Genomic DNA, 22,701 nt, shown 5'->3' on the forward strand with positions numbered 1-22,701 from the left:
CGCACCCCTGACTGCATTGCGAATGCGCGCCGGGGTAAAATTCCCCATGGATCCGAACGAGCACCCTCCATGGTCTGGACGCCCCGAGTCACCGTCGCCGCCGTGATCGAGCGCGGCGGCAAGTTCCTGGTCATCGAGGAAGACACCGACGCCGGCGTCAGGCTGAACCAGCCGGCCGGCCACCTCGAAGCCGGCGAATCGCTCGAAAGCGCCGTCAGGCGCGAAACCCTGGAAGAGACCGCGCATCCCTTCGTACCGTCGGGATGGCTGGGCACGTACCTGTGGCGTCCCGAAAGCGTCGATGCGCCGACCTTCCTGCGCTTCGCCTTCGTGGGCGAGGCGGGCGAGCCGCTTCCCGGCCGCGCCCTGGACGAAGGCATACGCCGCGCGTTCTGGATCTCCACCGACGAGCTGCGCGCCCGGCAAGCCGAGCACCGCAGCCCGTTGGTCATGCGCTGCGTGGACGACTATCTGCGCGCGCGGGCGTCCGGCCGGCCGTGGCTGGCGCTGGACGCGCTCTACACATATACGGCAATCGTGGATACGCATCATGGCAAGCAGTAAGGGACGCATCGTAGTGGGCATGTCCGGCGGGGTGGATTCGTCGGTCAGCGCCTGGCTGCTGAAACAGCAGGGCTACGAAGTGGTCGGCCTCTTCATGAAGAACTGGGAGGACGACGACGATTCCGAGTACTGCTCGACCCGCCAGGACTGGCTGGACGCCGCCAGCGTGGCCGATGTCATCGGCATCGACATCGAAGCGGTCAACTTCGCCGCCGAATACAAGGACCGTGTGTTCGCCGAATTCCTGCGCGAGTATTCGGCCGGCCGGACGCCCAATCCCGACGTGTTGTGCAACGCCGAGATCAAGTTCAAGGCCTTCCTGGACCATGCCATGCGCATGGGCGCCGAGCACATCGCCACCGGCCACTACGCGCGCGTGCGCCGCGTGGAGTCGGGGCCGCAGGCCGGGCGCCACCAATTGCTCAAGGCCCTGGACCACACCAAGGACCAGAGCTATTTCCTGCACCGGTTGAACCAGGCGCAGTTGTCGCGCACGGTCTTTCCGCTGGGCGAGATCCGCAAGACCGAGGTGCGGCGCATCGCTCATGAACTTGGCCTGTCCAATGCCGCCAAGAAGGACTCCACCGGCATCTGCTTCATTGGCGAACGTCCGTTCCGCGAGTTCCTGAACCGCTACCTGCCCACCCAGCCCGGCCCCATCCTGACGCCCGAAGGCCAGCGCGTGGGCCGGCACGTCGGGCTGTCGTTCTACACGCTGGGCCAGCGCAAGGGCCTGGGCATAGGCGGCGTGAAAGGGCGCCAGCAGGAGGACGGCACCGCGGACGCCTGGTACGTGGCGAAGAAGGACCTCGCGTCCAACACGCTATACGTGGTGCAGGGCCACGACCATCCCTGGCTGCTGAGCGACGCCCTGCAGGCGCAGCAGGCATCGTGGGTGGCCGGCGAGCCTCCGGCGCCGGGCGCCTATGGCGCCAAGACCCGTTACCGGCAACCCGATGCGGCGTGCACGCTGGCGCGGGCCGATGGCGAAACGTTCGAACTGGGCTTCCCCGAACCCCAGTGGGCAGTGACGCCAGGCCAGTCCGCGGTGCTGTACGACGGCGAGGTCTGCCTGGGAGGCGGCATCATCACGTCCCCGTCCGCGCGCTAGCGGCGCGGATTGCCTATCCCTCGAAGGCCTCCGGATCGTCCAGCACGATGCGCGCGGTCTTCTGGTAGTGCTCGGTCAGCAGCGCCACGGCCCGGTCGGCGTCCCCCGCCGTGATGGCTTCCATCAGGGCTTCATGTTCGGCCTGGATCGGGCGGTCCGGGAAGATCTTCTGCACCGACAACTGGCGATAGCGGTACAACTGGTCCGCCAGTTGTTCGCAGAAGCCGATCAGCCAGCGCGACCCGCATCCGCCTATCAGTGCCCGGTGGAAGGCCCGGTGGCGCTGTTCCCATTCGGGATTGGCCTCGAAGCGGTCGTCCCGCAGCGAACGCGGCGTCTTGGACAGGCGATGGAAGGCCAGGACCAGGCCCTCTTCCCATTGCGCGGAGCCGGACGCCATGGACTTGCGCAGCGCGATTTCCTCCAGCCAGCAGCGGGTGTTGGTGATCTCGACCAGATCGGTGGGGCTGACCGCCGCCACGGCGAAGCCGCGCTGGTCGCGCTGTTCCACCAGGCCGTCGGCGGTCAGCCGGTTCAGGGCCTCGCGCACGGGGGTCTGGCCGGCGCCGTAGTGGTGGCCCAGGAATTCGATCTGCAGCTTGCGCCCGGGCGGCAGCAACCGGCCCGCCAGCAGATCGGCGCGCATGCGGTCGTACAGCGTGGTGGTCTGGGTGGCGGCGGGGGCGCCGGGGTCGGCCGGTGGGGCGGGGGTCTTAGCCACGAAAACTCCATGAGGCCCGTTGTGGGCGGCCGTGCGTGGGTGCCGGCCGGTGGATTTTATATGAAAGTGTATAAAACGCCGTACCCATCAAAAATATGTATAAAAAATTGCATTCAAGAAAAATGTATATAAAATGGCGAAGCCAAAGGAATAACCGTCCCGCGGGGCCGGCGTCTTGGCGCGTGCAGGCACGCGCGTTTTCACCCCACTACCGGAGTTAGAGATGAAATTCGTGAGTTTCCGCAAAGATGGCGCCGTGCGCCTGGGCGTCCTGGCCGATGACGGCATCATCGACCTGAACCAGGCCCAGCCGCAGGTCCCGGCGGACCTGGGCGCCGCGCTGCAGGCCGGCGTCGACCTCCAGGGCGCGGCGAAGGCCGCCATCGCGTCGTCGGCCCCGCGCCTGCCGGCCGATTCCATCGCCTACGCCCCCGTGGTGCCCCGCCCCGGCAAGATCATCTGCCTGGGCCTGAACTATTTCGACCATGCCAAGGAAGGCGGCCGCGACAAGCCCGAATACCCCTGGTTCTTCTTCCGCGGCGCGACTTCGCTGCTGGCCCATGGCGAACCCACGGTGCGTCCGCGCGTGTCCGACAAGTTCGACTACGAAGCCGAGCTGGCCGTGGTGATCGGCAAGGCCGGCCGCCACGTCAAGCGCGACCAGGCCATGGACCTCGTGTTCGGCTATGCCTGCTTCAACGACATCTCGGTGCGCGACTACCAGAAGCGCACGCCGCAGTGGACCATCGGCAAGAACTTCGACGCCACGGGTGCCTTCGGCCCGCACCTGGTCACCGCCGACGAACTGCCGGCCGCCGCCAAGGGCCTGTCGATCAAGTGCCGCCTGAACGGCCAGGTCATGCAGGACGCCAACACCAGCGACATGATCTTCGACATTCCCGAGACCATCGAGCTGCTGACCGAAGTGCTGACGCTGGAACCGGGCGACGTGATCGTCATGGGCACGCCCGCCGGCGTGGGCCAGGCGCGCAATCCGCAGGTCTGGATGAAGCCGGGCGACGTGGTGGAAATCGAGATCGAGAAGGTTGGCCTGCTGCGCAACCCGGTAACGGCCGAAGCCTGATATCCGGGCGGCAACGCAATGAAAAAAGCCCCGCGGGGCTTTTTTCATTCTCATCAGAAATTGAGTTGTTCCGGGCTGATGCCCAGAGCCGCGGCAATTTTCTCTCTGGATGCCTTGCGCAGACGGTCGCGGCTTTCCTGCTGGGCGTAAGCGGACTGGCTGACTCCCAGGCGTTCAGCGACGACAGCCTGGGTCAGACCCAGATGCTCGCGCCAGGCTCGGACCGGTGTGGCGCCATCTACGGTTCGATCGACCACGTCGTGTGGAATCAGGTCGCTGTCCACATTGCGCCGCGCCATGTACTCGCCATAGGGGATCACCACGAAGGCGGGTTCGCCATCCGGCCCGTTGATGATCTGGATGTTAGTACGTGCGTTCATCGCGCTTTTTCACCTCTTGAATTTCAACGATCCTGATTTTTCCGTCCCAGTCGAAGAAAATCCGGTAGTTGGCGATCCGTAGCCGGTATCCGTACTGATGATTGACGAGAGCCTTGACGTGCAGGCAATCAGGCATTGTCACTAGACCGGAAACGCCGTCTCGTATGGCCATCTGATGCTGCCGATCAAGCTTGCGCAGCTGCCTGGCTGCCTTCACCGTCCACAGAATCGAGTTCATGAGAATTATAAGCTAATTATAAGTTATTGGTGTGCTCCATTATGGCCTGTTGGAGAAGGATTTCTGCTCCTTGGTATGTCCGGCCTGACATACTCACGAGGTTCGGGCAGCGTCCTAAAGCAACCTTTCCCGATGTTCCCGCACGGCCTGTCGCGCCATGTCGTTCAGTTCCGCATCGCCGTGGGCGTCGAGGTGTGCCAGCAGGGCGCGGCGCATGCGCGGTTCCCAGAAGCGCTTCAGGTGATCGGCCACGTCGGCGATGGCCTGCGGCCGGTCGGGCATGGTGCTGAAGAAGTCGCCGATCTGGTTGGCCATGCGGATGAGGTTGTTGGCGGCGTTCATGGCGACGGACTCGTAGCGGGATGGGCGCGCAGGCGCTCCGGATGGGTGTAGACGACGTGGCCATGGTGGCGCACGAAACCGGCCAGGGTGACGCGGCTTTCCTCGGCCAGCCTGATCGCCAGGCCGGTCGGCGCGGAGATCGCGGCCAGCATGCCTATGCCCAGCGTGGCGGTTTTCTGGACCATTTCGTAGCTGGCGCGGCTGGACACCAGCAGGGCGCCGCGCGACAGGTCGGCATGGGCCGCGGCCAGTGCGCCCAGCAGCTTGTCCAGGGCATTGTGGCGGCCCACGTCCTCGCGCACCAGGGCGACGTTCCCCTGCGCGTCCATCCAGGCCACCGCGTGCGTGGCGCCGGTCGCCAGGCGCAGGGTCTGCAGGCTTTGCATGGTTTCCAGTCCCCGCTGCAGGGCCTCGGCATCGAAGCAAGGGTTGCTGGCGACCGGCGCGGGCCGCCGGACGGCATGCCGCAGGCTCTCGGTGCCGCACAGGCCGCAGCCCGTGCGCCCCGTGAGGTTGCGCCGCTTGTCCTTCAAGGCGGCAAAGCGCTGCGCGGCGATGCGCAGGGCGATGCGGATGCCGTCCGGCTCGTCGGAAATTTCGCAGTCGTAGAGTTCGCCGGGGCGCGCCAGGATGCCTTCGCTGAGCGAGAAACCCAGTGCGAAATCCTCCAGGTCGCAAGGCGTGGCCAGCATCACGGCATGAGAGATGCCGTTGTATTCCAGCGCGATGGGGACTTCTTCGGCCAGCAGGTCGGTGCGCACGTCATCGCCGCCGTCGCGCCGGCAGCGAACCTCGACCGTGGCCGTCGGCGGCCGGGCGGTTGGATGCAGGCTGTTCATGGTCTGGCCAGGCTCCTCACTTGGAAACCAGAACGTGGCGTTCTTCGGCGGCCGCCGCCAGACGCAGCTGCCGTTCGTTGAACTCGCTGTACTGCTGCTGCCATTGCGAGGGTTGGGTCACCGGCATGACCTGCACGGCCGTCACCTTGTATTCGGGGCAATTGGTGGCCCAGTCGGAACTGTCGGTGGTGATGACGTTGGCGCCCGACTCGGGGAAGTGGAACGTCGTGTACACCACGCCCGGCTGCACCTTGTCGGTAACGGTCGCGCGCAGCACCGTCTGGCCGGCGCGCGATTCGATGCCTACCCAGTGGTCGTCTGCGATGCCGCGTTCCTCGGCGTCCTGGGGATGGATCTCCAGCCGGTCTTCGGCGTGCCAGAGGTTATTGTCGGTGCGGCGGGTCTGTGCGCCCACGTTGTATTGCGACAGGATGCGCCCCGTGGTTAGGATCAGCGGATAGCGCGGCGTGACCTTTTCCGGCGAAGCGAAGAACTGCGTGATGATGAAGCGGCCCTTGCCGCGCACGAACCGGTCGATGTGCATGGTGGGCGTTCCCTCGGGCGCCTCGTCGTTGCACGGCCATTGCAGGCTTCCGAGGCGGTCGAGCTTGTCGTAGCTGACGCCGTGGAAGGTCGGCGTGAGCCGGGCGATCTCGTCCATGATTTCCGACGGATGCGAATACGGCATGGGATAGCCGAGCGCCTCGGCCAGCGCCACGGTGACCTCCCAGTCCGACTTCCCGCCCAGCGGCGGCATCACTTTGCGCACGCGCGAGATCCGGCGCTCGGCATTGGTGAAGGTGCCGTCCTTTTCCAGGAACGACGAGCCGGGCAGGAAGACGTGCGCGTATTTGGCGGTTTCGTTCAGGAAAATGTCCTGGACGACGATGCACTCCATGGCGGACAGCGCCGCGGTCACGTGCTGCGTATTGGGATCGGACTGCACGATGTCCTCGCCTTCGCAGTACAGGCCCATGAAGCTGCCTTCCAGCGCGGCATCGAACATGTTGGGGATGCGCAGGCCGGGCTCGGGGCTGAGGGTGACGTTCCAGGCGCCTTCGAATTCGCTGCGCACCGTGGTGTCGGAGATGTGGCGGTAGCCGGGCAGCTCGTGCGGGAAGGAGCCCATGTCGCACGAACCCTGGACATTGTTCTGGCCGCGCAAGGGGTTGACGCCCACGCCTTCGCGGCCGACGTTGCCCGTGACCATGGCGAGGTTGGCGATGCCCATCACCATGGTCGAGCCCTGGGCGTGCTCGGTCACGCCCAGGCCGTAGTAGATCGCGCCGTTGCCCGCGGTGGCATACAGGCGGGCGGCGGCGCGCAGCTCGGCCGCCGGGACGCCGGTGATGGAGGCGGTTGCCTCGGGGGAGTTTTCCGGCCGCAGCACGAAGTTCTTCCAGTCTTCGAAGGATTTCGTGTCGCAGCGGTCGGCGACGTAGCCGGCGTCGTGCAGCCCTTCGTTCAGGACCACGTGGGCGAGGGCATTGATGATGGCGACGTTGGTGCCGGGCAGCAGCTTCAGGTGATGGGTGGCCGCCGCATGCGGCGACTTCACCATTTCCGTGGCGCGCGGGTCGACCACGATCAGTCTGGCGCCCTGGCGCAGCCGCCGCTTCATCTGCGAGGCGAACACCGGATGGGCGGAGGCGGGGTTGGCGCCGATCACCATGATGACGTCGGCCTTCATGACCGAGTCGAACGACTGGGTGCCGGCGGATTCGCCCAGGGTCTGCTTCAGGCCATAGCCGGTGGGCGAGTGGCATACGCGCGCGCAGGTGTCGACGTTGTTGTTGCCGAAGGCCGCGCGCACCAGTTTCTGGACCAGGTAGGTTTCTTCGTTGGTGCAGCGCGAGGAGGTGATGCCGCCGATCGAATCCTTGCCATGCCTGGCCTGGATGCGGCGGAACTCGCCGGCCGCGTAGGACAGTGCTTCTTCCCACGATACCTCGCGCCAAGGATCGGTAATCCTGCTGCGGATCATGGGCTTGGTGATGCGGTCCTTGTGCGTGGCGTAGCCCCAGGCGAAGCGGCCCTTGACGCAGGAGTGGCCATGGTTGGCGTGGCCGTCCTTGTTGGGCACCATGCGCACGACTTCGTTGCCCTTCATCTCGGCCTTGAACGAGCAGCCGACGCCGCAATAGGCGCAGGTGGTGACGACGCTGTGCTCGGCCTGGCCCATCATGATGACGGTCTTTTCGGTCAGGGTGGCGGTCGGGCAAGCCTGGACGCAGGCGCCGCAGGACACGCATTCCGACTCCATGAACGACTCGGCCTGCCCGGCGGTGACCCGCGACTCGAAGCCGCGGCCCGAGATCGTCAGCGCGAACGTGCCTTGTGTTTCCTCGCAGGCGCGCACGCAGCGGTTGCAGACGATGCACTTGGACGGATCGTAGGTGAAGTAAGGGTTGGACTCGTCCTTGGCGGCGTCGAAGTGGTTCTTGCCTTCATAGCCGTAGCGCACTTCCCGCAGGCCGACCACGCCCGCCATGTCCTGCAGTTCGCAATTGCCGTTGGTCGGACAGGTCAGGCAGTCCAGCGGATGGTCGGAGATGTAGAGTTCCATCGTGCCGCGCCGCAGTTCCGCCAGCTTGGGCGATTGCGTGCGCACGCGCATGCCGGGTTCGCACGGCGTGGTGCAGGAGGCCGGATAGCCGCGCCGGCCTTCGATCTCGACCAGGCACAGCCGGCACGAGCCGAAGGGTTCGAGGCTGTCGGTGGCGCACAGCTTGGGGACGTTGACGCCGGCGATCGCGGCGGCGCGCATGACCGAGGTGCCGGCGGGCACTTCGACCGGGGCGCCGTCGATTTCCAGGATGACGGTCTGGTTCGATTCGCTCGCCGGCGTGCCGTAGTCGAGGTCGTTGAGCTGGTTCATGGTGATTCCTCTTGAGCTCAGGCGGCTTGTTGCTTGGACGCCTGCGCGCCGAAGTCTTCCGGGAAGTGGTCCAGGGCCGACAGCACGGGGTAGGGGGTCATGCCCCCCATGGCGCACAGCGATCCGTTCAGCATCAGGTCGCACAGGTCGCGCAACAGCCGTATCTGCTGGGGCCGGTTCTGGTTGGCGATGATCTTGTCCACGACTTCAACGCCGCGTGTCGAGCCGACCCGGCACGGGGTGCACTTGCCGCAGGATTCCAGCGCGCAGAACTCCATGGCGTAGCGGGCTTGCCGGGCCATGTCGACGCTGTCGTCGAAGGCGACGATGCCGCCGTGGCCCAGCACCGCGCCGATGGAGGTGAACGCTTCGTAGTCGATGGGCGTGTCGAAGGCCGACTCGGGCAGATAGGCGCCCAGCGGACCGCCGACCTGGACCGCGCGCAGGGGGCGGCCGCTTTCCGTGCCGCCGCCGTAGTCGACCAGCAGCTCGCGCAGCGTGATGCCGAAGGCCTTCTCGACCAGGCCGCCGTGCTTGAGGTTGCCGGCCAGTTGCAGCGGCAGCGTGCCGCGCGAGCGGCCCATGCCGTAGTCGCGGTAGAAGGCCGCGCCCTTGGCCAGCACGATGGGCACGGTGGCCAGCGAGATGACGTTGTTGATGACCGTGGGCTGGCCGAACAGGCCTTCGAGCGCGGGCAGGGGCGGCTTGGCGCGCACGATGCCGCGCTTGCCCTCCAGGCTTTCCAGCAGGGCGGTTTCCTCGCCGCACACATAGGCGCCCGCGCCCATGCGGACCTCGAGCCGGAAGGTCCGGCCCGAACCCAGGACGTCGTCGCCGAGATAGCCGGCTTGCCGGGCGCGGACGATGGCTTCATCCAGCGCGGCGATGGCGTGCGGGTATTCGGAGCGCACGTAGATATAGCCATGGGTCGCGCCTACCGCGAGGCCCGCGATGGTCATGCCTTCGATCAGCACGAAGGGGTCGCCTTCCATCACCATGCGGTCGGAGAAGGTGCCCGAGTCGCCTTCATCGGCGTTGCACACCACGTATTTCTGCGGCGCCTGCGCGCCCAGCACGGTCTTCCACTTGATGCCGGTGGGAAAGGCCGCGCCGCCGCGGCCGCGCAGGCCGGAGTCGGTGACTTCCTGGACGATGTCCGCCGGTGCCATGCCGATGGCGCGCGCCAGGCCGGCATAGCCGCCATGGGCGAGGTAGTCGTCCAGCGAGACCGGGTCGGTGATGCCCACCCGGGCGAACGTCAGGCGTTCCTGGTTCCTGAGGAAGGGGATCTCCTGCGTCGGCCCCAGGCACAAGGCATGGGGCGCGCCTTGCGCCAGGCCGGCGTCGAAGAGCGCGGCCACGTCGTCGGCGGACACGGGGCCGTAGGCGATGCGGCCGCGATCGGTGGCGACCTCGACCAGGGGCTCGAGCCAGAACATGCCGTGCGAGCCGTTGCGGACCAGATCGAGGGCGATGCCGCGGCGCGCCGCTTCGGCCTGGATGGCGGCGGCGGTGTCGTCGGCGCCGAGCGCCAGCGCGGTGGAATCGCGCGGCACGTAGATCGTGATGGGGCCGGCGGTCATGATGCGCCTCGCGTCGTGGCCATCAGTGTGTCGAAGCGGCCGGGCGTTACGCGCGCATATTGCCGTTCGCCGATGGCGATGTTGGGGCCGACCGAGCAGTGTCCCAGGCAGTACGCGGCTTCGAGCGTGACCTGTCCGTCCGCCGTCGTCTCGTGGAAGTCACAGGACAGGGCGTTGACGGCGTGCGTGGCGAGGGCTTCCGATCCCCGCGCCTGACAGGCCTCGGCCCGGCAGATCCTGACCGTGCGCGCGCCCGCCGGATGCTGTCGGAAGTCGTGGTAGTAGGTGATGACGCCATGCACCTCGGCGCGCGACAGATTCAGGCCGTCCGCGATCAGCGGCACGGCGCCGTCCGGAATACAGCCGGCGATGTCCTGGATCGCGTGCAGCAGGGGCAGCAGGGCCCCGGGCATGCCGCGGTGGGACGCGATGGCCGCTTCAATGGCCGCTTGTTGCGCGTCTGGCATGGGAAGTCTCCTTGGCGATTCATACCGTCGGTCAGGCAAGATATGCACAAAAAAACATATCCTCTTCCGAGGTTCTTCCATGATAAATAGGTGGCACCAAAGAGAAAATATGAGCCGGTTTGCGAATCGATGGTGCAAAAAATCGGCGATTAAATATGCAAAAAATTGCCTAAATGAAGATAGAAATACGCCCTCATCTCTATCTGATCGATGACGATGACCACGCCTCGTCGCTGGTGCGCGGGGTGCAACTGCTGTCCGCCATCGAGGCCACCGGCAATCTGCGGGCGGCCAGCGGGACCCTGGCGCTGTCCTATCGCCATGCGTGGAATGCCCTGGCCGAGATGGAAGGCCGGCTGGGCGGTCCGGTCGTCGCCATGACCCGGGGCCGGGGCGCCGAGCTGACCGAGCTCGGACGCCGGCTGGTGGCCGCGCAGCGGCTCATCCATGCCAGGGTGGATCCGCTGTTCGACAGCATGGCCACCGAGATCGAGGCGGAAATCCGTTCCGCCGTCTCGCAAGAAAGCAACGTGCTGAAGATCCACGCCAGCCACGGGTTCGCCATCGAGGCCCTGAACCGTCACGCGCATCGCAAGGGCATCCTGCTGGACATGAATTATCGCGGCAGCGTCGAGGCCCTGAATGCGTTCAACCGCGGCAATTGCGACATCGCCGGCTTCCACGTGCCCATGGGGGCGCTGGAGTTGCCCGTGCTGGAGCAGTTCTCCGCGCTGCTGCACCGCGACCACCGCATCGTCGCCCTGGCCACGCGCCGCCAGGGGATCATGGTGGCCAAGGGCAACCCCAGGAATATCTGGTGCATCGAGGACCTCGCCCATCCGGACGTGCAGTTCGTCAACCGCCAGCACGGCTCGGGCACGCGCGCCATCCTCGATCTGCTGCTGGAGCAGGCGGGCAAGTCGGGGCGCGACATCAACGGCTACGAGAACATCGAGCTCACCCATGCCGCCATCGCTGCCTACGTGCTGTGCGGCAAGGCCGACGCGGGGCTGGGCGTCGAGACCGCGGCGCGGCGCTTCGACCTGGACTTCGTGCCGCTGCTGACCGAGCGCTACCTGTTCGTGTGCGGGAAGAAGCTGCTGGCCGATCCGCGCTTCCTGCCCCTGAAGGAGCTGATGCAAAGCAGCGAGTTCAGGATGGAGATCAATCGCCTGCCAGGCTACGACGCCGTGGACACGGGGATGGTGTCGACCATGCGCGAGGCGTTTCCCCGCTTCTTCCGGCCGGGCGGCCGGAAGGGGAGCGAGGGGTAGGCGGCCGCGGTCAGGATGCGGCCTGGGTCTGGGGCAGCATGGCCTCGAAGGACTCGGCCTGGGCCATGGGCCAGTATTTCCGGTAGACCTCGTAGGGCGGCGTGCCGGCCAGCAGTTCGCCGCGCTTCAGGAAGGGGAAGAGGCTGGCCAGCAGCTTGACTTCATTGCCTGATATGCGGCGCACGATGTGCTCGGGGCTCAGCTTGGACGGATGGTCCATGCCCGCGGCCGATACCAGTTCGCTCAGCGCGCGCAGGGTGTTGCGGTGGAAGCTGTAGACCCGCTCGGCCTTGTCGGGCACGACCAGCGCCTTCTGCCGCAGCGGATCCTGCGTGGTGACGCCGGTGGGGCAGCGGTCGGTGTGGCAGGCCTGCGCCTGGATGCAACCCAGCGAGAACATGAAGCCGCGCGCGCTGTTGCACCAGTCGGCCCCCAGCGCCAGCGTGCGCGCGATGTCGAAGGCGGTGATGATCTTGCCCGAGGCGCCTATCCGTATCCGGTCGCGCAGGTTCACGCCTACCAGGGTGTTGTGGACCAGCAGGAGGCCGTCCTGCAGCGGCACGCCGACGTGGTCGGTGAATTCCACCGGCGCCGCGCCGGTTCCGCCTTCGGCGCCGTCCACCACGATGAAGTCGGGCGTGATGCCGGTCTGCAGCATGGCCTTGACGATGGCGAACCATTCCCAGGGGTGCCCCACGCACAGCTTGAAGCCCACGGGCTTGCCGCCCGAGAGCCGGCGCAGGCGCGCCACGAACTGCATCAGGCCGATGGGGGTGGAGAAGGCGCCGTGGCGCGAGGGCGAGTTGCAGTCGACTCCCACCAGCACGCCGCGCGCCTCGGCGATCTCGGGCGTGACCTTGGCGCCCGGCAGGATGCCGCCGTGGCCGGGCTTGGCGCCTTGCGAGAGCTTGATCTCTATCATGCGCACCTGGGGCGAGGTGGCGTTGGTCACGAAGGCTTCCTCGCTGAAATGGCCGTCGGCGTCGCGGCAGCCGAAGTAGCCCGACCCGATGTTCCAGACCAGGTCGCCGCCCGGCGCCCGATGGTAGCGGCTGATGCCGCCTTCGCCGGTGTCGTGCGCGAAATTGCCCTTGCGGGCGCCGGTGTTGAGCGCCGTCACCGCGTTGGCCGACAGCGCGCCGAAACTCATGGCGGAGATGTTGAAGATCGAGGCGCTGTAGGGCTGGGTACAGTCCGGTCCACCCACCGTCACGCGGAAATCGAAGTTCTCGATGTGCACCGGGGCCATCGAGTGGTTGATCCATTCGTAGCGCCGTTCGTACACGTCTTCCTGGGTGCCGAACGGGCGCTTGTCGATGTCCTGCTTGGCGCGCTGGTAGACGATGGAGCGCTGGTTGCGCGAGAACGGCGCGGCCTTGGTGTCGTCCTCGAAGAAGTACTGGCGCAGTTCGGGGCGGACGAACTCGAACAGGAAGCGCAGGTTGCCCAGGATGGGATAGTTGCGGCGGATGGCGTGCTTGCGCTGCAGGAGATCGACGATGCCCAGCGCCAGCAGCGCGGCGAATATCAGCGCCGGGATCCCCCAGTCGGCGTCGTCCGCGGCCAGCAGGCCGAATCCCACGGTGCCCAGGACGGCCAGCCATAACGTGGTGTATCGGGGGGCAAACCAGGACATGCGCGACTCCTTCGGACTGAAACGGAGTCAAGCATAGCAGCGCGGCAGGGGCGGGCCGGGATCAGCCCTGGCGCGGATCGGTGTCGGCGAACGACGGGCGCTGCGCCAGCTTCTCGGCCAGGCGGGCCAGGTTCGGATGGCCGTCGCGCCAGTCGCGCTCGGGGTAGCGGAAGTCCAGGTAGCCCAGCGCACAGCCGACCGCGACGTCGGCCAGCGTGTAGCTGTTGCCGGCGCAGAAGGGTTTCTCGCCCAGGCCGGTTTCCATGGCTTCCACGGCGGCGTCGATCTTGCCCTGCTGGCGTGCGATCCAGCTCTCGCTGCGCAGCGCCTCGGGGCGCTGGGTGTATTCGGCGCGGATCAGCACGGCGGCATCCAGCAGGCCGTCGGCCAGGGCCTCCCAGCATTTGACCTCGGAGCGCTCGCGGCCCGACGGGGGCAGCAGCCGGCAGACCGGCGTGATCGTGTCCAGGTATTCGACGATGACGCGGGAATCGAAGACCGCGCCGCCATCCTCCATGATCAGGCAGGGGACCTTGCCGAGCGGGTTGGAGTCCTGGATGCGGGTGTCCGCCGCCCACACGTTTTCCTGTTCGAACTGGTAGTCGAGTTTCTTGTCTGCCAGGACGACGCGGACTTTGCGGACGAAGGGGCTGGCCAACGAGCCGATAAGTTTCATAGAGCAAGAGCCGGATGGTCCTAAAATCAGGGCCGGCCGGCGGGCATGGATGGGCCGCGGAGTATACCATCCGGACCCGTCCCCGGATATGGTGCGGTGCTACAATTTCTTTTTACTTTCAAGCGCTTATGAAGACTTCCGACCAGTTGACCCCCCTCAATGCATTGTCGCCGCTGGACGGCCGCTATGCCAGCCGCGGCGCGCTCTTGCGCCCGCTCTTGTCCGAAGCCGGCTTCATGCATCACCGGGTTCAGGTCGAGGTCGCGTGGCTGGTGGCGCTGTCCGACGCGGGACTGCCCGAATTGCAACCCTTCTCCGTCGCCGCGCGCCAGCGCCTGGCGGAACTGGTGGCCGGATTCTCCGAATCCGACGCCGCCCGCATCAAGGACATCGAACGCACCACCAACCATGACGTGAAGGCGGTGGAGTACTGGCTGAAGGAAAAGGTGGCCGACAACGCCGAACTGTCCGCCGCGGCCGAGTTCATCCATTTCGCGTGCACGTCGGAAGACATCAACAACACCTCGCACGCGCTGATGCTGCGGGCCGCGCGCGACCAGGCTCTCGTGCCCTCGCTGCGCAAGGTCTACGACAAGCTGGCGGCCCTGGCCGAGCAGCATGCCGACCAGCCGCTGCTGTCGCGCACCCATGGCCAGCCCGCCAGCCCCACCACCATGGGCAAGGAATTCGCCAACATGGCGGCGCGCCTGGGCCGGGCCATCGCCGAGATCGAACGCGTGGAACCGCTGGCCAAGCTCAACGGCGCCACCGGCAACTTCAACGCCCACCTGTCCGCCTATCCCGAGATCGACTGGGAGGCCTTCAGCGCCAAGGTGCTGCAGGGCCTGGGCCTGACGCAGAACCGCCACACCATCCAGATCGAGCCGCATGACTGGATGGCTACGCTGTTCGACGCCGTGGCGCGCGCCAACGTGATCCTGCTCGACGTGAACCGCGACATCTGGGGCTACATCGCGCTGGGCTACTTCAAGCAGCGCCTGAAGGAAGGCGAGATCGGCTCGTCCACCATGCCGCACAAGGTCAATCCCATCGACTTCGAGAACTCCGAAGGCAACCTGGGGCTGGCCAACGCCACGCTGCGCCACCTGGCCGACAAGCTGCCCGTTTCCCGCTGGCAGCGCGACCTGACCGACTCCACCGTGCTGCGCAACCTGGGCGTGGCCTTCGGCTACTGCCTGGTGGCCTACGATGCCTGCCTGCGCGGACTCGACAAGCTGGAGATCAACGGCGCGGCCATCGACGCCGACCTGGACGCCTGCTGGGAAGTGCTGGCCGAACCCGTGCAGACGGTCATGCGGCGCTACGGCCTGCCGCAGCCCTACGAGCAGCTGAAGGCGCTGACCCGCGGCAAGGGCATCAGCGAAGAGGCGCTGCGCGAGTTCATCCTGGGGCTGGAACTGCCCGACGAGCCCAAGGTCCGGTTGCTGGCGATGACGCCGCGCAACTACATCGGCCTGGCGGCCAAGCTCGCCCGCGAGCTGTAGCCGCCTACCGGATGTGGGCGCCGCGGCGCCCACATCGCGGGAACCCTCTCGCGCCTCGCGCATCGAACACGTTGGAATCGTTGTCCGACCGGTCTATCGTCCGGTAGACCCTCCCTTGTCCGTCCCACCCAGGAGCCCCTGATGAAGAGACTTTTGCGCGTACTGTCCGTCGCCTGTATCGCCGCCGCCCCCATGCTGCTGCCCGCCACCGCCGCCGCCCAGTTCGCCAAGCCCGAGGACGCCGTCAAGTATCGCCAGTCGGCGCTTACCGTCATGTCCAACCACTTCGGCCGCATCGCGCCGGTCGTGCGGGGGCAGCAGCCCTACGACGCGGCCCAGGTGAAGGCCGACGTGGCCATCGTCGCCATGATGTCCAAGCTGCCGTGGAGCGCATTCGGTCCGGGAACGGAAGGTGGCGGGGCCAAGCCGGCGGTCTGGTCCGACAACGCCAGATTCAAGCAGGGCCAGGAGCGGCTGCACGGCGACATCGCCAAACTGGTGGCGGCCGCCGACGCCGGCGATCTCGCCCAGGTACGGACCGCCTACGGTGCGGTCGGCGCCAGCTGCAAGGCTTGCCACGATAATTTCCGGAATCGGTAATCGATCGAAATAAGTTTCAGGGCTTGTAAGCCCGTTGTTTCAAAAAAAGCCAGGTCCACCCTGGCTTTTTTCGTTTCCCGGCGGTCGAATACCTGTGTATTCCCGCCTAGGGGGGCCCGTCATGGCTTCCGTATCGAAAATCGTCTTGTGCATGGCCGCCGCCTTTTCCACCGTGGTCGGCCTGCCCGTGCCCGTCGCGGCCCAGACCACGGCATCGACGCGCAACGGCGTCGCCCAGCCCGCCGAGCTGGAGCAACTGGTCGCGCCCATCGCGCTGTATCCCGACGCGCTGTTGTCGCAGATCCTGATGGCGTCCACCTATCCGCTGGAAGTGGTCGAGGCCGCCCGCTGGCAGAAGGATCACCCCAACGTGACCGGCGCGGACCTGGAAGGCGCGATGCAGAACCAGGACTGGGATCCCAGCGTCAAGTCGCTGGTCGCCTTTCCCAATGTGCTGGACATGATGAACGAACGCCTGAGCTGGACCACGCGCCTGGGCGACGTCTTCCTGTCGCAGCAGGATGCGCTGATGGACCAGGTCCAGGTACTGCGGTCGCGGGCCCAGGCGGCCGGCAACCTGACCTCGGGGTCGGAGCAGACGGTTACCACCGTGCCGTCCTCGGGCGGCACCACGGTCATCCGCATCGAGCCCACGCGGCCGGACGTGGTCTACGTGCCGGTCTACAACCCCACGGTCGTCTACGGGCCCTGGCTGTATCCGGCCTACACGCCGTTCTACTGGTACCCGCCCGGCTACGTGGCCGCCGGCGTGGTGTTCTCGTTCGGCGTGGGCCTGTTCATCGGGCACGCGCTGTGGGGCGGCTACGACTGGCACGCGCACCGGGTCAACGTGGTCAACATCTACAACTACAACAACTTCAACCGCACGCGATACAGCCACGTCGACTGGCGGCACGATGCCTACCACCGCCGCAACGTGGGCTATGGAGATCCCGGGCGTGGCCGCCAGTTCTACGGCGATCCGGCCAGGCATTTCGCCGCGCGCGAGGCCTATCGTTCCCGCGCCGATGCCTGGCGGCGCGACCTGCCCAATATCGACCGTGCATCGCTGCGCGATCGCGATCCAGGCAGGGGATTCGGCAGCCGCTTCGACGGCGGCCAGGGTAGCCGTTTCGACGGCGGGCGGCCGGGCGGGGCGGGCGACCGTGGCACGCCCGGCAGCCGTTTCGATGGACAGGGAAGCGGCCCCAGGGCCGATGGCGGCCGGGGCCGCGAGACGGGCAGCCCGGGCGCGATGCCGGGCCGTACGCCGGGTGGTGTCGCGGGCATGCCGGGGGCCGGGGGCGGACGCGGACAAGGGCCCCAGGCATCGCGTCCGGGCCAGGATGGCCAGCGCGGCGCGGGGGGGATGCCCTCGCGTCCGTCAGGCGGCAGGGAATGGGCCGGAGGCCGTGGCGAAGGCGGCGGCGTCCAGGCGGGACCCGGCGCGGGCCGGGGCTGGAGCGGCCCGCAGGGCGGCCGCGAGTCCGGCGGCGGGCGTGATTTCGGCCACGCGGGCGGAGGCGGCCATGGTGGCGGCGGTGGCCGTGGCGGCGGCAACGTCGGCATGGCCGGCGGCGGAGGTGGCGGAGGCGGTGGCGGCCATCACGGCGGTGGCCGCTGACCGGCACGCATCAGAACATGGCGGCGGGCCGCAGCGACACGATGCCGTAGACCACCGCGGCGGCCAAGGCCGCGATGACCAGCGCGAGCAGGCGGGTGCCCGCCGTATCGCGCGCGGAGTCGGCGCCGGTGGTGAATTCCTCGGCCGGGGCGTCGCCGGTGACCATGGCGCGGGTCAGCTTCTGCTTCTTCGCGACGCGGTACCAGACGATGGCCACGATGTGCAGCCCGACCAGGATCAGGATGGGCAGCTCGTCCAGCTTGTGCAGCCCGGTCAGCCGGTCCGACCAGTCCTTGCCGACCAGGCCGGCCAGCGGCCCTTCCGTGAAGATGTCGTCGTTGGAGAACAGCCCCGTGGCGGCCTGGTAGCCCAGCAGCAGGATCATGGCCACCACCGACAGCGCCCCCAGCGGATTGTGGCCGGGCGTGCGCGGCATGGTGCCTCTCAGGTAGGCGGCGATGGCGCGCGGCCCGCGCACGAAGCGCGCGAAGCGGGCATGGCCGCTGCCCACGAATCCCCAGACGATGCGGAACAGGATCAGCCCCAGGACGGCGTAGCCGAAAAGCAGATGGTATTCGGCCCAGAGCCCGCCGACCTTGATGGTGACGAAGGCCCCGATCACACAGACGACGAGCAGCCAATGAAAGAGGCGGGTGGGAAGGTCCCAGACGCGGATCTTGCTTGGGTTGGACATGGAGGCAGCCATCGAAGAAGCGGGAGAGTGGCTATTGTGCCATCGGTACCTGGGCGCGCGATGCGGGCATGCGACGATCGATCAGGGGATGGAGGGCCTGGGCGTGCCGCAGCAGCGCCTCGTCTTCGCCTTGCCTGCCCACCAGTTGCACGCCTACCGGCAGGCCACGCGGGGACCAGGCCGTGGGCAGGTGGATCGCGGGCCATCCCAGCACCGACCAGACCCGGTTGAAGGTCGAGTCGCCGGTATGGTGCAGGCCCGCCGGCGCCTCGCCGGCCGCGCTGGGGGTCAGGATGAGGTCGAAGTCCCGCATCCGGGCATCGAGCGCGGCGTGCGCTTCGCGCACCTGGTGCCGGGCCTCCTGGTACTGGCTGGCGGTGACCGAGCGTCCCGCGTCGATCGCCTTCAGCATGGCCGCGCTCAGTTCGCGGCCGCGCGTGCACAGGATGGGCAGCAGGGTGCGGGCCAGTTCGTGCAGCATGATGCGGCGATGGCATTCGGCCAGCGCGGGCAGGAGGCCGGCCAGGGGAGCTTCGACGACGGCGCAGCCCGCCCCGCGCAGCGCGGCGGACGCTTCGTCCAGCGCCTGCCGCGCTTCGGGCGACAGCGTTCCCAGTTCCATGGCGTCCAGGCGCCAGACGCGCAACCGATTGCCGGGACGACGGGGCGCGAGATCCTGCCAGGGCAGCAGGACCCTGGCGGCCAGAATGGCATCCTCCACGGATCGGGCGAACCAGCCCACGCAATCCAGGCTGTCGGCCACGGGCGCGATACCGGCCGAGGGGACCGCGTTCAGCGATGTCTTGATGCCGACCACGCCGCAGTAGGCCGCGGGCCGGATGACCGACCCGCCGGTCTGCGTGCCCAGCGCCAGCGGCACCATGCCGGCGGCCACCGCGGCGGCCGAGCCGCTGGACGACCCGCCGGGCGTGTGGCCGGGCCCGTGCGGATTGCGCGTCGGGCCCGGATGGGAGAAGGCCAGTTCGGCGGTAACGGTCTTGCCGACTGGCACGGCGCCGGCGGCGCGCAGCAGCTCGACGCAGGCCGCGTGGCGGGCCGCCGGGGTGGCCGCGCCGGGCAGGCCGAGTCCGGTCGGCATGCCGTCGACGTCGATGATGTCCTTCACGCCCACGGGGACGCCCAGCAGCCCGGGGCGCGGATCGGTGGGCGCCGGGCCGTCTCGGTAGGAGCGTTCGATCTGGCGGGGTTCGAACCAGCTCCAGGCCCTCAGGTCCGGTTCCAGCCGTGCGTGCCGCTCGATCACGCCGCGCGCGATGTCGGCTGGGGACAAGGTGCCGTCAGACAGGCGGGCGGCGATCTCGCCCGCCGATAGTGGGGAAAAGTCCAGGTGTCGCATGGCCGCCAGTATGCGTGGGCGGGTAGCCGGGAAGACGCGAATTTTTTTCGCGCCCCCCGCGCCGATTCGTCGTTTGCCCGGCCCGGCGGGACGGTCCAGACTTGCGCCGCAAGGAGGAAAGCCATGCAGACATTTTCCGATCAACTGGGGCTGCGCTGCGTATTGATGCGCGGCGGCACATCCAAGGGGCCGTTTTTCCTGGCGGACGACCTGCCGCCGGCCGGTGAGCGGCGCGATGCCGCGCTGCTCAGGCTGATGGGGGCCCTGGAGCCGCGGCGGATAGACGGCATAGGCGGCATCGATTCGCTTACCAACAAGGTCGCGATCATTTCGCGCAGTACCCGGCCGGGCGTGGACGTGGACTATCTGTTCGCCCAGATCTGCGTCCACAAGAACACCATCGACTACTCGGTGAACTGCGGCAACATGCTGGCCGCCGTCGGCCCGTTCGCCATCGACGAAAGCCTGGTGAAGGCCGCCGCGGGGGCCTCCACCGACGTGGCCATCTTCAACGTCAACACCGGCAAGCGCATCGTGGCGACCGTGCGGACACGGGACGGCCGCGCCATCTATGCGGGCGAGGCGGCCATCGACGGCGTGGCCGGCACCGCCGCGCCGGTGTGGCTGCGTTTCTGCGACGTGGCCGGCGCCAAGACCGGCAAGCTGCTGCCCACGGGGCAGGCCATCGAGACGCTGGAGGGTGTGCGCGTCAGTTGCGTGGACGCGGCCGTGCCCATGGCCATCGTCGAGGCCGCCGAGCTGGGCATGACGGGCTACGAGACCGCCGGCGAGATCAACGCCCGCGACGATCTGCTGGCCCGCGTCGAGCGCGTGCGCCGCGCCGCCGGCCGGGCGATGGGCCTGGGCGACGTCGCGCGGCTGGAGATGCCCAAGCTCGTGACCGTGGCGCGGCCCGTGGCGGGCGGTACGATCAGTGCCCGGTACTTCATGCCGTACACCTGCCATACCTCGTTCGCCGTGACCGGCGCGGTATGCCTGGCGGCGGCCGTGCAGGTGCCGGGATCCGTGGCGGCGCGGATCGCCGCCCAGGGCGCGGCGGGCGAGGTCGCCATCGAGCACCCCGCGGGCACGCTGCGCGTCGGGATCGACGCGACTCAGGGCGCCGCGGGTACCGAGGTCCGTTCGGCCAGCCTGCTTCGCACCGCCCGGCGCCTGTACGCCGGCACCGTCTATTTTCCGGAGGCGACGCTGGATGCGCCCGCCGCCGAGCCTGCAAGGGAAGTTCTCGCATGAAATCGTTCCGTGTTCTCCTGATCGCCGGCCTCGCGCTCGCCGGGCCGCATGCCGCCCAGGCGGCCGATGCCTACCCGGCCGGACCCATCCGGCTGGTGGTGCCGTTCCCCGCCGGCGGCGGCACCGACATCCTGGCGCGCGAACTGGCGCGCGAGCTGGACCAGCAATGGCATCAACCCGTCATCGTCGAGAACCGTCCCGGCGCGGGCGGCGCCATCGGTGCCGCCGCGGTGGCCTCGGCCAAGCCCGACGGCTACACCATGCTGATGACGACCGCGGGCGTGTCGGCCATCAACCCCAGCCTGTACAAGTCGCTGCCCTACGATCCCGAGAAGCAGTTCACGCCGGTCAGCCGCGTGGCTTCGACCGTGTTCGGCGTGCTGGTGCATCCTTCGCTGGGGGTGAACTCCATCGGCGAACTGATCGCGCTGGCCCGGAGCAAGCCGGGCATGCTGACCTTCGGGTCGGCGGGCAACGGCGCCGCGGGCCACCTGCCGGGGGAGCTGTTCAAGTCCATGGCGCGGATCGACATCCGCCACGTTCCCTATCGCGGCACCAGCCCGGCGCTGAACGACCTGCTGGGCGGCCAGATCTCCATGATGTTCGCCATCCTGGGGCCGGCCACGCCCTACATCAAGTCGGGCCGGGTCAAGCTGCTGGCGACCACCGGCGCCGCGCGCGCGGCAAGCTTTCCCGATGTCCCCACGGTAACCGAGGCCGGGTTGCCCGGCTACGTGGCCGACGAGTGGTGGGGCGTCGCGGCGCCCAAGGCCACGCCGGCCGACGTGGTGCGCAAGTGGAACGCGGCAATGCGGGCCTACGTGGCCAGGCCGGCCGTGCGGCGGAAGTTGATCGAGAACGGCTACGAACCCGCGTCCGACACGGTGGAGGCCTTCGCGGCCCTGATCGCTGCGGACAAGGTGAAGTGGGGCAAGGTGGTGCGCGACGCTTCGGTCAGCGTGGACTAGGCGGCCTGCGACAGCAGGGCGCCCAGCAGGCGCGACACCGCGGGCGTGGGGACCACGCCCGGGTCGACCACCAGGCGCAGTTCGAAGCTGGCCCAGTCGTCGGCCAGCGGCACCTGCCGGATGTTGGCGGGAACGTGCCAGTCGGCGGGCGCGGCGGGCACCACGGCCACGCCCAGTCCCGCGCTGACCAGCGAGAACACCGCGGGGAAGCTGGTCACCTGGGTGGAGACGGCGGGCGGGTGCGGCGTGCCCGGGCCGTCCTGGCCCGAGAACTGCGCCAGCGCGCTGCCGGCCGCCCGCGCGATGTGCGGGAACCGCAGCGTTTCCTCATAGAAGACGGCATCCCGCCCCGCCAGTTCATGGCCGGCGGGGACCGCCAGGACCAGCGGCGTGCGCGTGTAGGGCAGGCTCCGCAGGGGGTCCGCCCGGACGCCGGCATGGGCGATGCCCAGATCGACCGACCCGTTGGCCACCGCCTCCAGCACCGCCGCGCTCGTGGCTTCCCGCACCGATATGCGGATATCGGGATATTCCGCCGAGAAGCGGGCCATCAGGTCGGCCAGTCCCGCGCACATGCCCGAGGTGTTGGAAGCGATCCTGACCGTGCCCGAGGTCCCGTCGGCGAACCCCGCCAGGTCTTGCTGCAATCCCTGCAATTCTTCCAGCACCCGTTCGGTGCGCCGCGCCACCGCCAGGCCGGCGGCGGTCAGGCGGGCGCCTTCCGGCCGTCGGGTCAGGAGGGCGATGCCCAGCTGCGATTCCAGCTCCAGGATGCGCTTGCTGGCGGCCGATGCCGTCAGGTGGATGGTCTCGGCCGCGCGCGCGACGCTGCCGGTTTCATCGACCTTGCGCAGAAGTTGCAGGGTCAGGAGATCGAATCGCGGATTCATGGAAGCGCTCCGTCGG

22 protein-coding genes are annotated in these 22,701 nt (G+C 67.9%); 9 read left to right on the top strand and 13 right to left on the bottom strand.

The features are described from left to right. The first annotated feature begins 69 nt into the window (after positions 1-69). Both WKR98_RS11740 and mnmA read left to right on the top strand, forming a co-directional pair. Positions 70-564, top strand: a complete 495-nt coding sequence (locus WKR98_RS11740) for an NUDIX hydrolase (RefSeq protein ID WP_341433173.1) — start codon at positions 70-72, stop codon at positions 562-564. Continuing rightward, complete coding sequence (gene mnmA, locus WKR98_RS11745; protein ID WP_341433174.1) at positions 551-1,675, top strand: tRNA 2-thiouridine(34) synthase MnmA; 1,125 nt, start codon at positions 551-553, stop codon at positions 1,673-1,675. Before WKR98_RS11740 ends, mnmA begins: the two co-directional genes overlap by 14 nt. A 13-nt stretch (positions 1,676-1,688) precedes the next feature. On the opposite strand, the gene WKR98_RS11750 is transcribed toward mnmA, so the two are convergent. Next, a complete protein-coding gene (locus tag WKR98_RS11750) occupies positions 1,689-2,396 on the bottom strand; it encodes a GntR family transcriptional regulator (protein ID WP_341433177.1) in 708 nt (235 codons plus the stop codon). 223 nt (positions 2,397-2,619) lie between these two features. On the opposite strand from WKR98_RS11750, the gene WKR98_RS11755 reads away from it, so the two are divergent. Continuing rightward, positions 2,620-3,480 carry a fumarylacetoacetate hydrolase family protein gene (locus WKR98_RS11755; protein ID WP_124688264.1) on the top strand — a complete coding sequence of 287 codons (861 nt, stop codon included), beginning with the start codon at positions 2,620-2,622 and terminating at the stop codon, positions 3,478-3,480. Between the two features lie 53 nt (positions 3,481-3,533). On the opposite strand, the gene WKR98_RS11760 is transcribed toward WKR98_RS11755, so the two are convergent. The 7 genes from WKR98_RS11760 to WKR98_RS11790 all read right to left on the bottom strand — a co-directional run bounded on the left by WKR98_RS11760 (position 3,534) and on the right by WKR98_RS11790 (position 10,207). Beyond that, positions 3,534-3,860 (bottom strand): helix-turn-helix domain-containing protein, encoded by a 327-nt coding sequence (locus WKR98_RS11760; protein WP_341433178.1) that lies wholly within the window; start codon positions 3,858-3,860, stop codon positions 3,534-3,536. Then, positions 3,844-4,098 (bottom strand): type II toxin-antitoxin system RelE family toxin, encoded by a 255-nt coding sequence (locus WKR98_RS11765; RefSeq protein ID WP_341433180.1) that lies wholly within the window; start codon positions 4,096-4,098, stop codon positions 3,844-3,846. The genes WKR98_RS11760 and WKR98_RS11765 overlap by 17 nt, the downstream gene beginning before the upstream one ends. A 114-nt stretch (positions 4,099-4,212) precedes the next feature. Continuing rightward, on the bottom strand, positions 4,213-4,440 hold the full coding sequence (locus WKR98_RS11770) for a formate dehydrogenase subunit delta (RefSeq protein ID WP_341433182.1): 228 nt from the start codon (positions 4,438-4,440) through the stop codon (positions 4,213-4,215). Next, positions 4,437-5,279 carry a formate dehydrogenase accessory sulfurtransferase FdhD gene (gene fdhD, locus WKR98_RS11775; RefSeq protein ID WP_341433184.1) on the bottom strand — a complete coding sequence of 281 codons (843 nt, stop codon included), beginning with the start codon at positions 5,277-5,279 and terminating at the stop codon, positions 4,437-4,439. The genes WKR98_RS11770 and fdhD overlap by 4 nt, the downstream gene beginning before the upstream one ends. A gap of 16 nt (positions 5,280-5,295) precedes the next feature. Then, positions 5,296-8,157, bottom strand: a complete 2,862-nt coding sequence (gene fdhF / locus WKR98_RS11780) for a formate dehydrogenase subunit alpha (protein WP_341433186.1) — start codon at positions 8,155-8,157, stop codon at positions 5,296-5,298. Positions 8,158-8,174: 17 nt separating this feature from the next. Continuing rightward, on the bottom strand, positions 8,175-9,740 hold the full coding sequence (locus WKR98_RS11785) for a formate dehydrogenase beta subunit (protein WP_341433188.1): 1,566 nt from the start codon (positions 9,738-9,740) through the stop codon (positions 8,175-8,177). Next, complete coding sequence (locus WKR98_RS11790; RefSeq protein ID WP_341433190.1) at positions 9,737-10,207, bottom strand: formate dehydrogenase subunit gamma; 471 nt, start codon at positions 10,205-10,207, stop codon at positions 9,737-9,739. Before WKR98_RS11790 ends, WKR98_RS11785 begins: the two co-directional genes overlap by 4 nt. 173 nt (positions 10,208-10,380) lie before the next feature. Here WKR98_RS11790 and WKR98_RS11795 point away from each other — a divergent pair, with 173 nt between their 5' ends. Further along, on the top strand, positions 10,381-11,481 hold the full coding sequence (locus tag WKR98_RS11795; RefSeq protein ID WP_341433192.1) for a substrate-binding domain-containing protein: 1,101 nt from the start codon (positions 10,381-10,383) through the stop codon (positions 11,479-11,481). Positions 11,482-11,491: 10 nt separating this feature from the next. Here the strand turns inward: WKR98_RS11795 and WKR98_RS11800 are convergent, their stop codons facing one another. After that, a complete protein-coding gene (locus tag WKR98_RS11800) occupies positions 11,492-13,117 on the bottom strand; it encodes an FMN-binding glutamate synthase family protein (RefSeq protein WP_341433194.1) in 1,626 nt (541 codons plus the stop codon). A gap of 61 nt (positions 13,118-13,178) precedes the next feature. Further along, complete coding sequence (locus tag WKR98_RS11805; protein WP_341433195.1) at positions 13,179-13,793, bottom strand: glutathione S-transferase C-terminal domain-containing protein; 615 nt, start codon at positions 13,791-13,793, stop codon at positions 13,179-13,181. Between the two features lie 128 nt (positions 13,794-13,921). Here WKR98_RS11805 and purB point away from each other — a divergent pair, with 128 nt between their 5' ends. The 3 genes from purB to WKR98_RS11820 all read left to right on the top strand — a co-directional run bounded on the left by purB (position 13,922) and on the right by WKR98_RS11820 (position 17,522). After that, positions 13,922-15,298: an adenylosuccinate lyase gene (gene purB, locus WKR98_RS11810; RefSeq protein ID WP_124688270.1), complete on the top strand. Its 1,377-nt coding sequence runs from the start codon at positions 13,922-13,924 to the stop codon at positions 15,296-15,298. A gap of 141 nt (positions 15,299-15,439) precedes the next feature. After that, a complete protein-coding gene (locus tag WKR98_RS11815) occupies positions 15,440-15,898 on the top strand; it encodes a c-type cytochrome (RefSeq protein ID WP_341433198.1) in 459 nt (152 codons plus the stop codon). Positions 15,899-16,019: 121 nt separating this feature from the next. Beyond that, complete coding sequence (locus WKR98_RS11820) at positions 16,020-17,522, top strand: DUF3300 domain-containing protein (protein ID WP_192901798.1); 1,503 nt, start codon at positions 16,020-16,022, stop codon at positions 17,520-17,522. A gap of 10 nt (positions 17,523-17,532) precedes the next feature. Here WKR98_RS11820 and WKR98_RS11825 read toward each other — a convergent pair whose 3' ends face one another. Both WKR98_RS11825 and WKR98_RS11830 read right to left on the bottom strand, forming a co-directional pair. Next, a complete protein-coding gene (locus WKR98_RS11825; RefSeq protein ID WP_341433201.1) occupies positions 17,533-18,216 on the bottom strand; it encodes a cytochrome b/b6 domain-containing protein in 684 nt (227 codons plus the stop codon). 31 nt (positions 18,217-18,247) lie between these two features. Continuing rightward, positions 18,248-19,573, bottom strand: coding sequence for an amidase (locus WKR98_RS11830; RefSeq protein WP_341433203.1), 1,326 nt, complete (start codon positions 19,571-19,573; stop codon positions 18,248-18,250). A 123-nt stretch (positions 19,574-19,696) separates the two neighbouring features. Between WKR98_RS11830 and WKR98_RS11835 the strand changes: the two genes are divergently transcribed. After that, positions 19,697-20,827, top strand: a complete 1,131-nt coding sequence (locus tag WKR98_RS11835) for a 4-oxalomesaconate tautomerase (protein WP_341433205.1) — start codon at positions 19,697-19,699, stop codon at positions 20,825-20,827. Then, complete coding sequence (locus WKR98_RS11840) at positions 20,824-21,795, top strand: Bug family tripartite tricarboxylate transporter substrate binding protein (protein WP_341433207.1); 972 nt, start codon at positions 20,824-20,826, stop codon at positions 21,793-21,795. The genes WKR98_RS11835 and WKR98_RS11840 overlap by 4 nt, the downstream gene beginning before the upstream one ends. On the opposite strand, the gene WKR98_RS11845 is transcribed toward WKR98_RS11840, so the two are convergent. Further along, positions 21,792-22,685: a LysR family transcriptional regulator gene (locus WKR98_RS11845; RefSeq protein WP_341433209.1), complete on the bottom strand. Its 894-nt coding sequence runs from the start codon at positions 22,683-22,685 to the stop codon at positions 21,792-21,794. The two genes, WKR98_RS11840 and WKR98_RS11845, sit on opposite strands and share 4 nt — an antisense overlap. Positions 22,686-22,701 lie beyond the last annotated feature (16 nt).

The organism is Pigmentiphaga sp. YJ18, from assembly GCF_038066655.1.
Lineage (GTDB): Bacteria > Pseudomonadota > Gammaproteobacteria > Burkholderiales > Burkholderiaceae_B > Pigmentiphaga.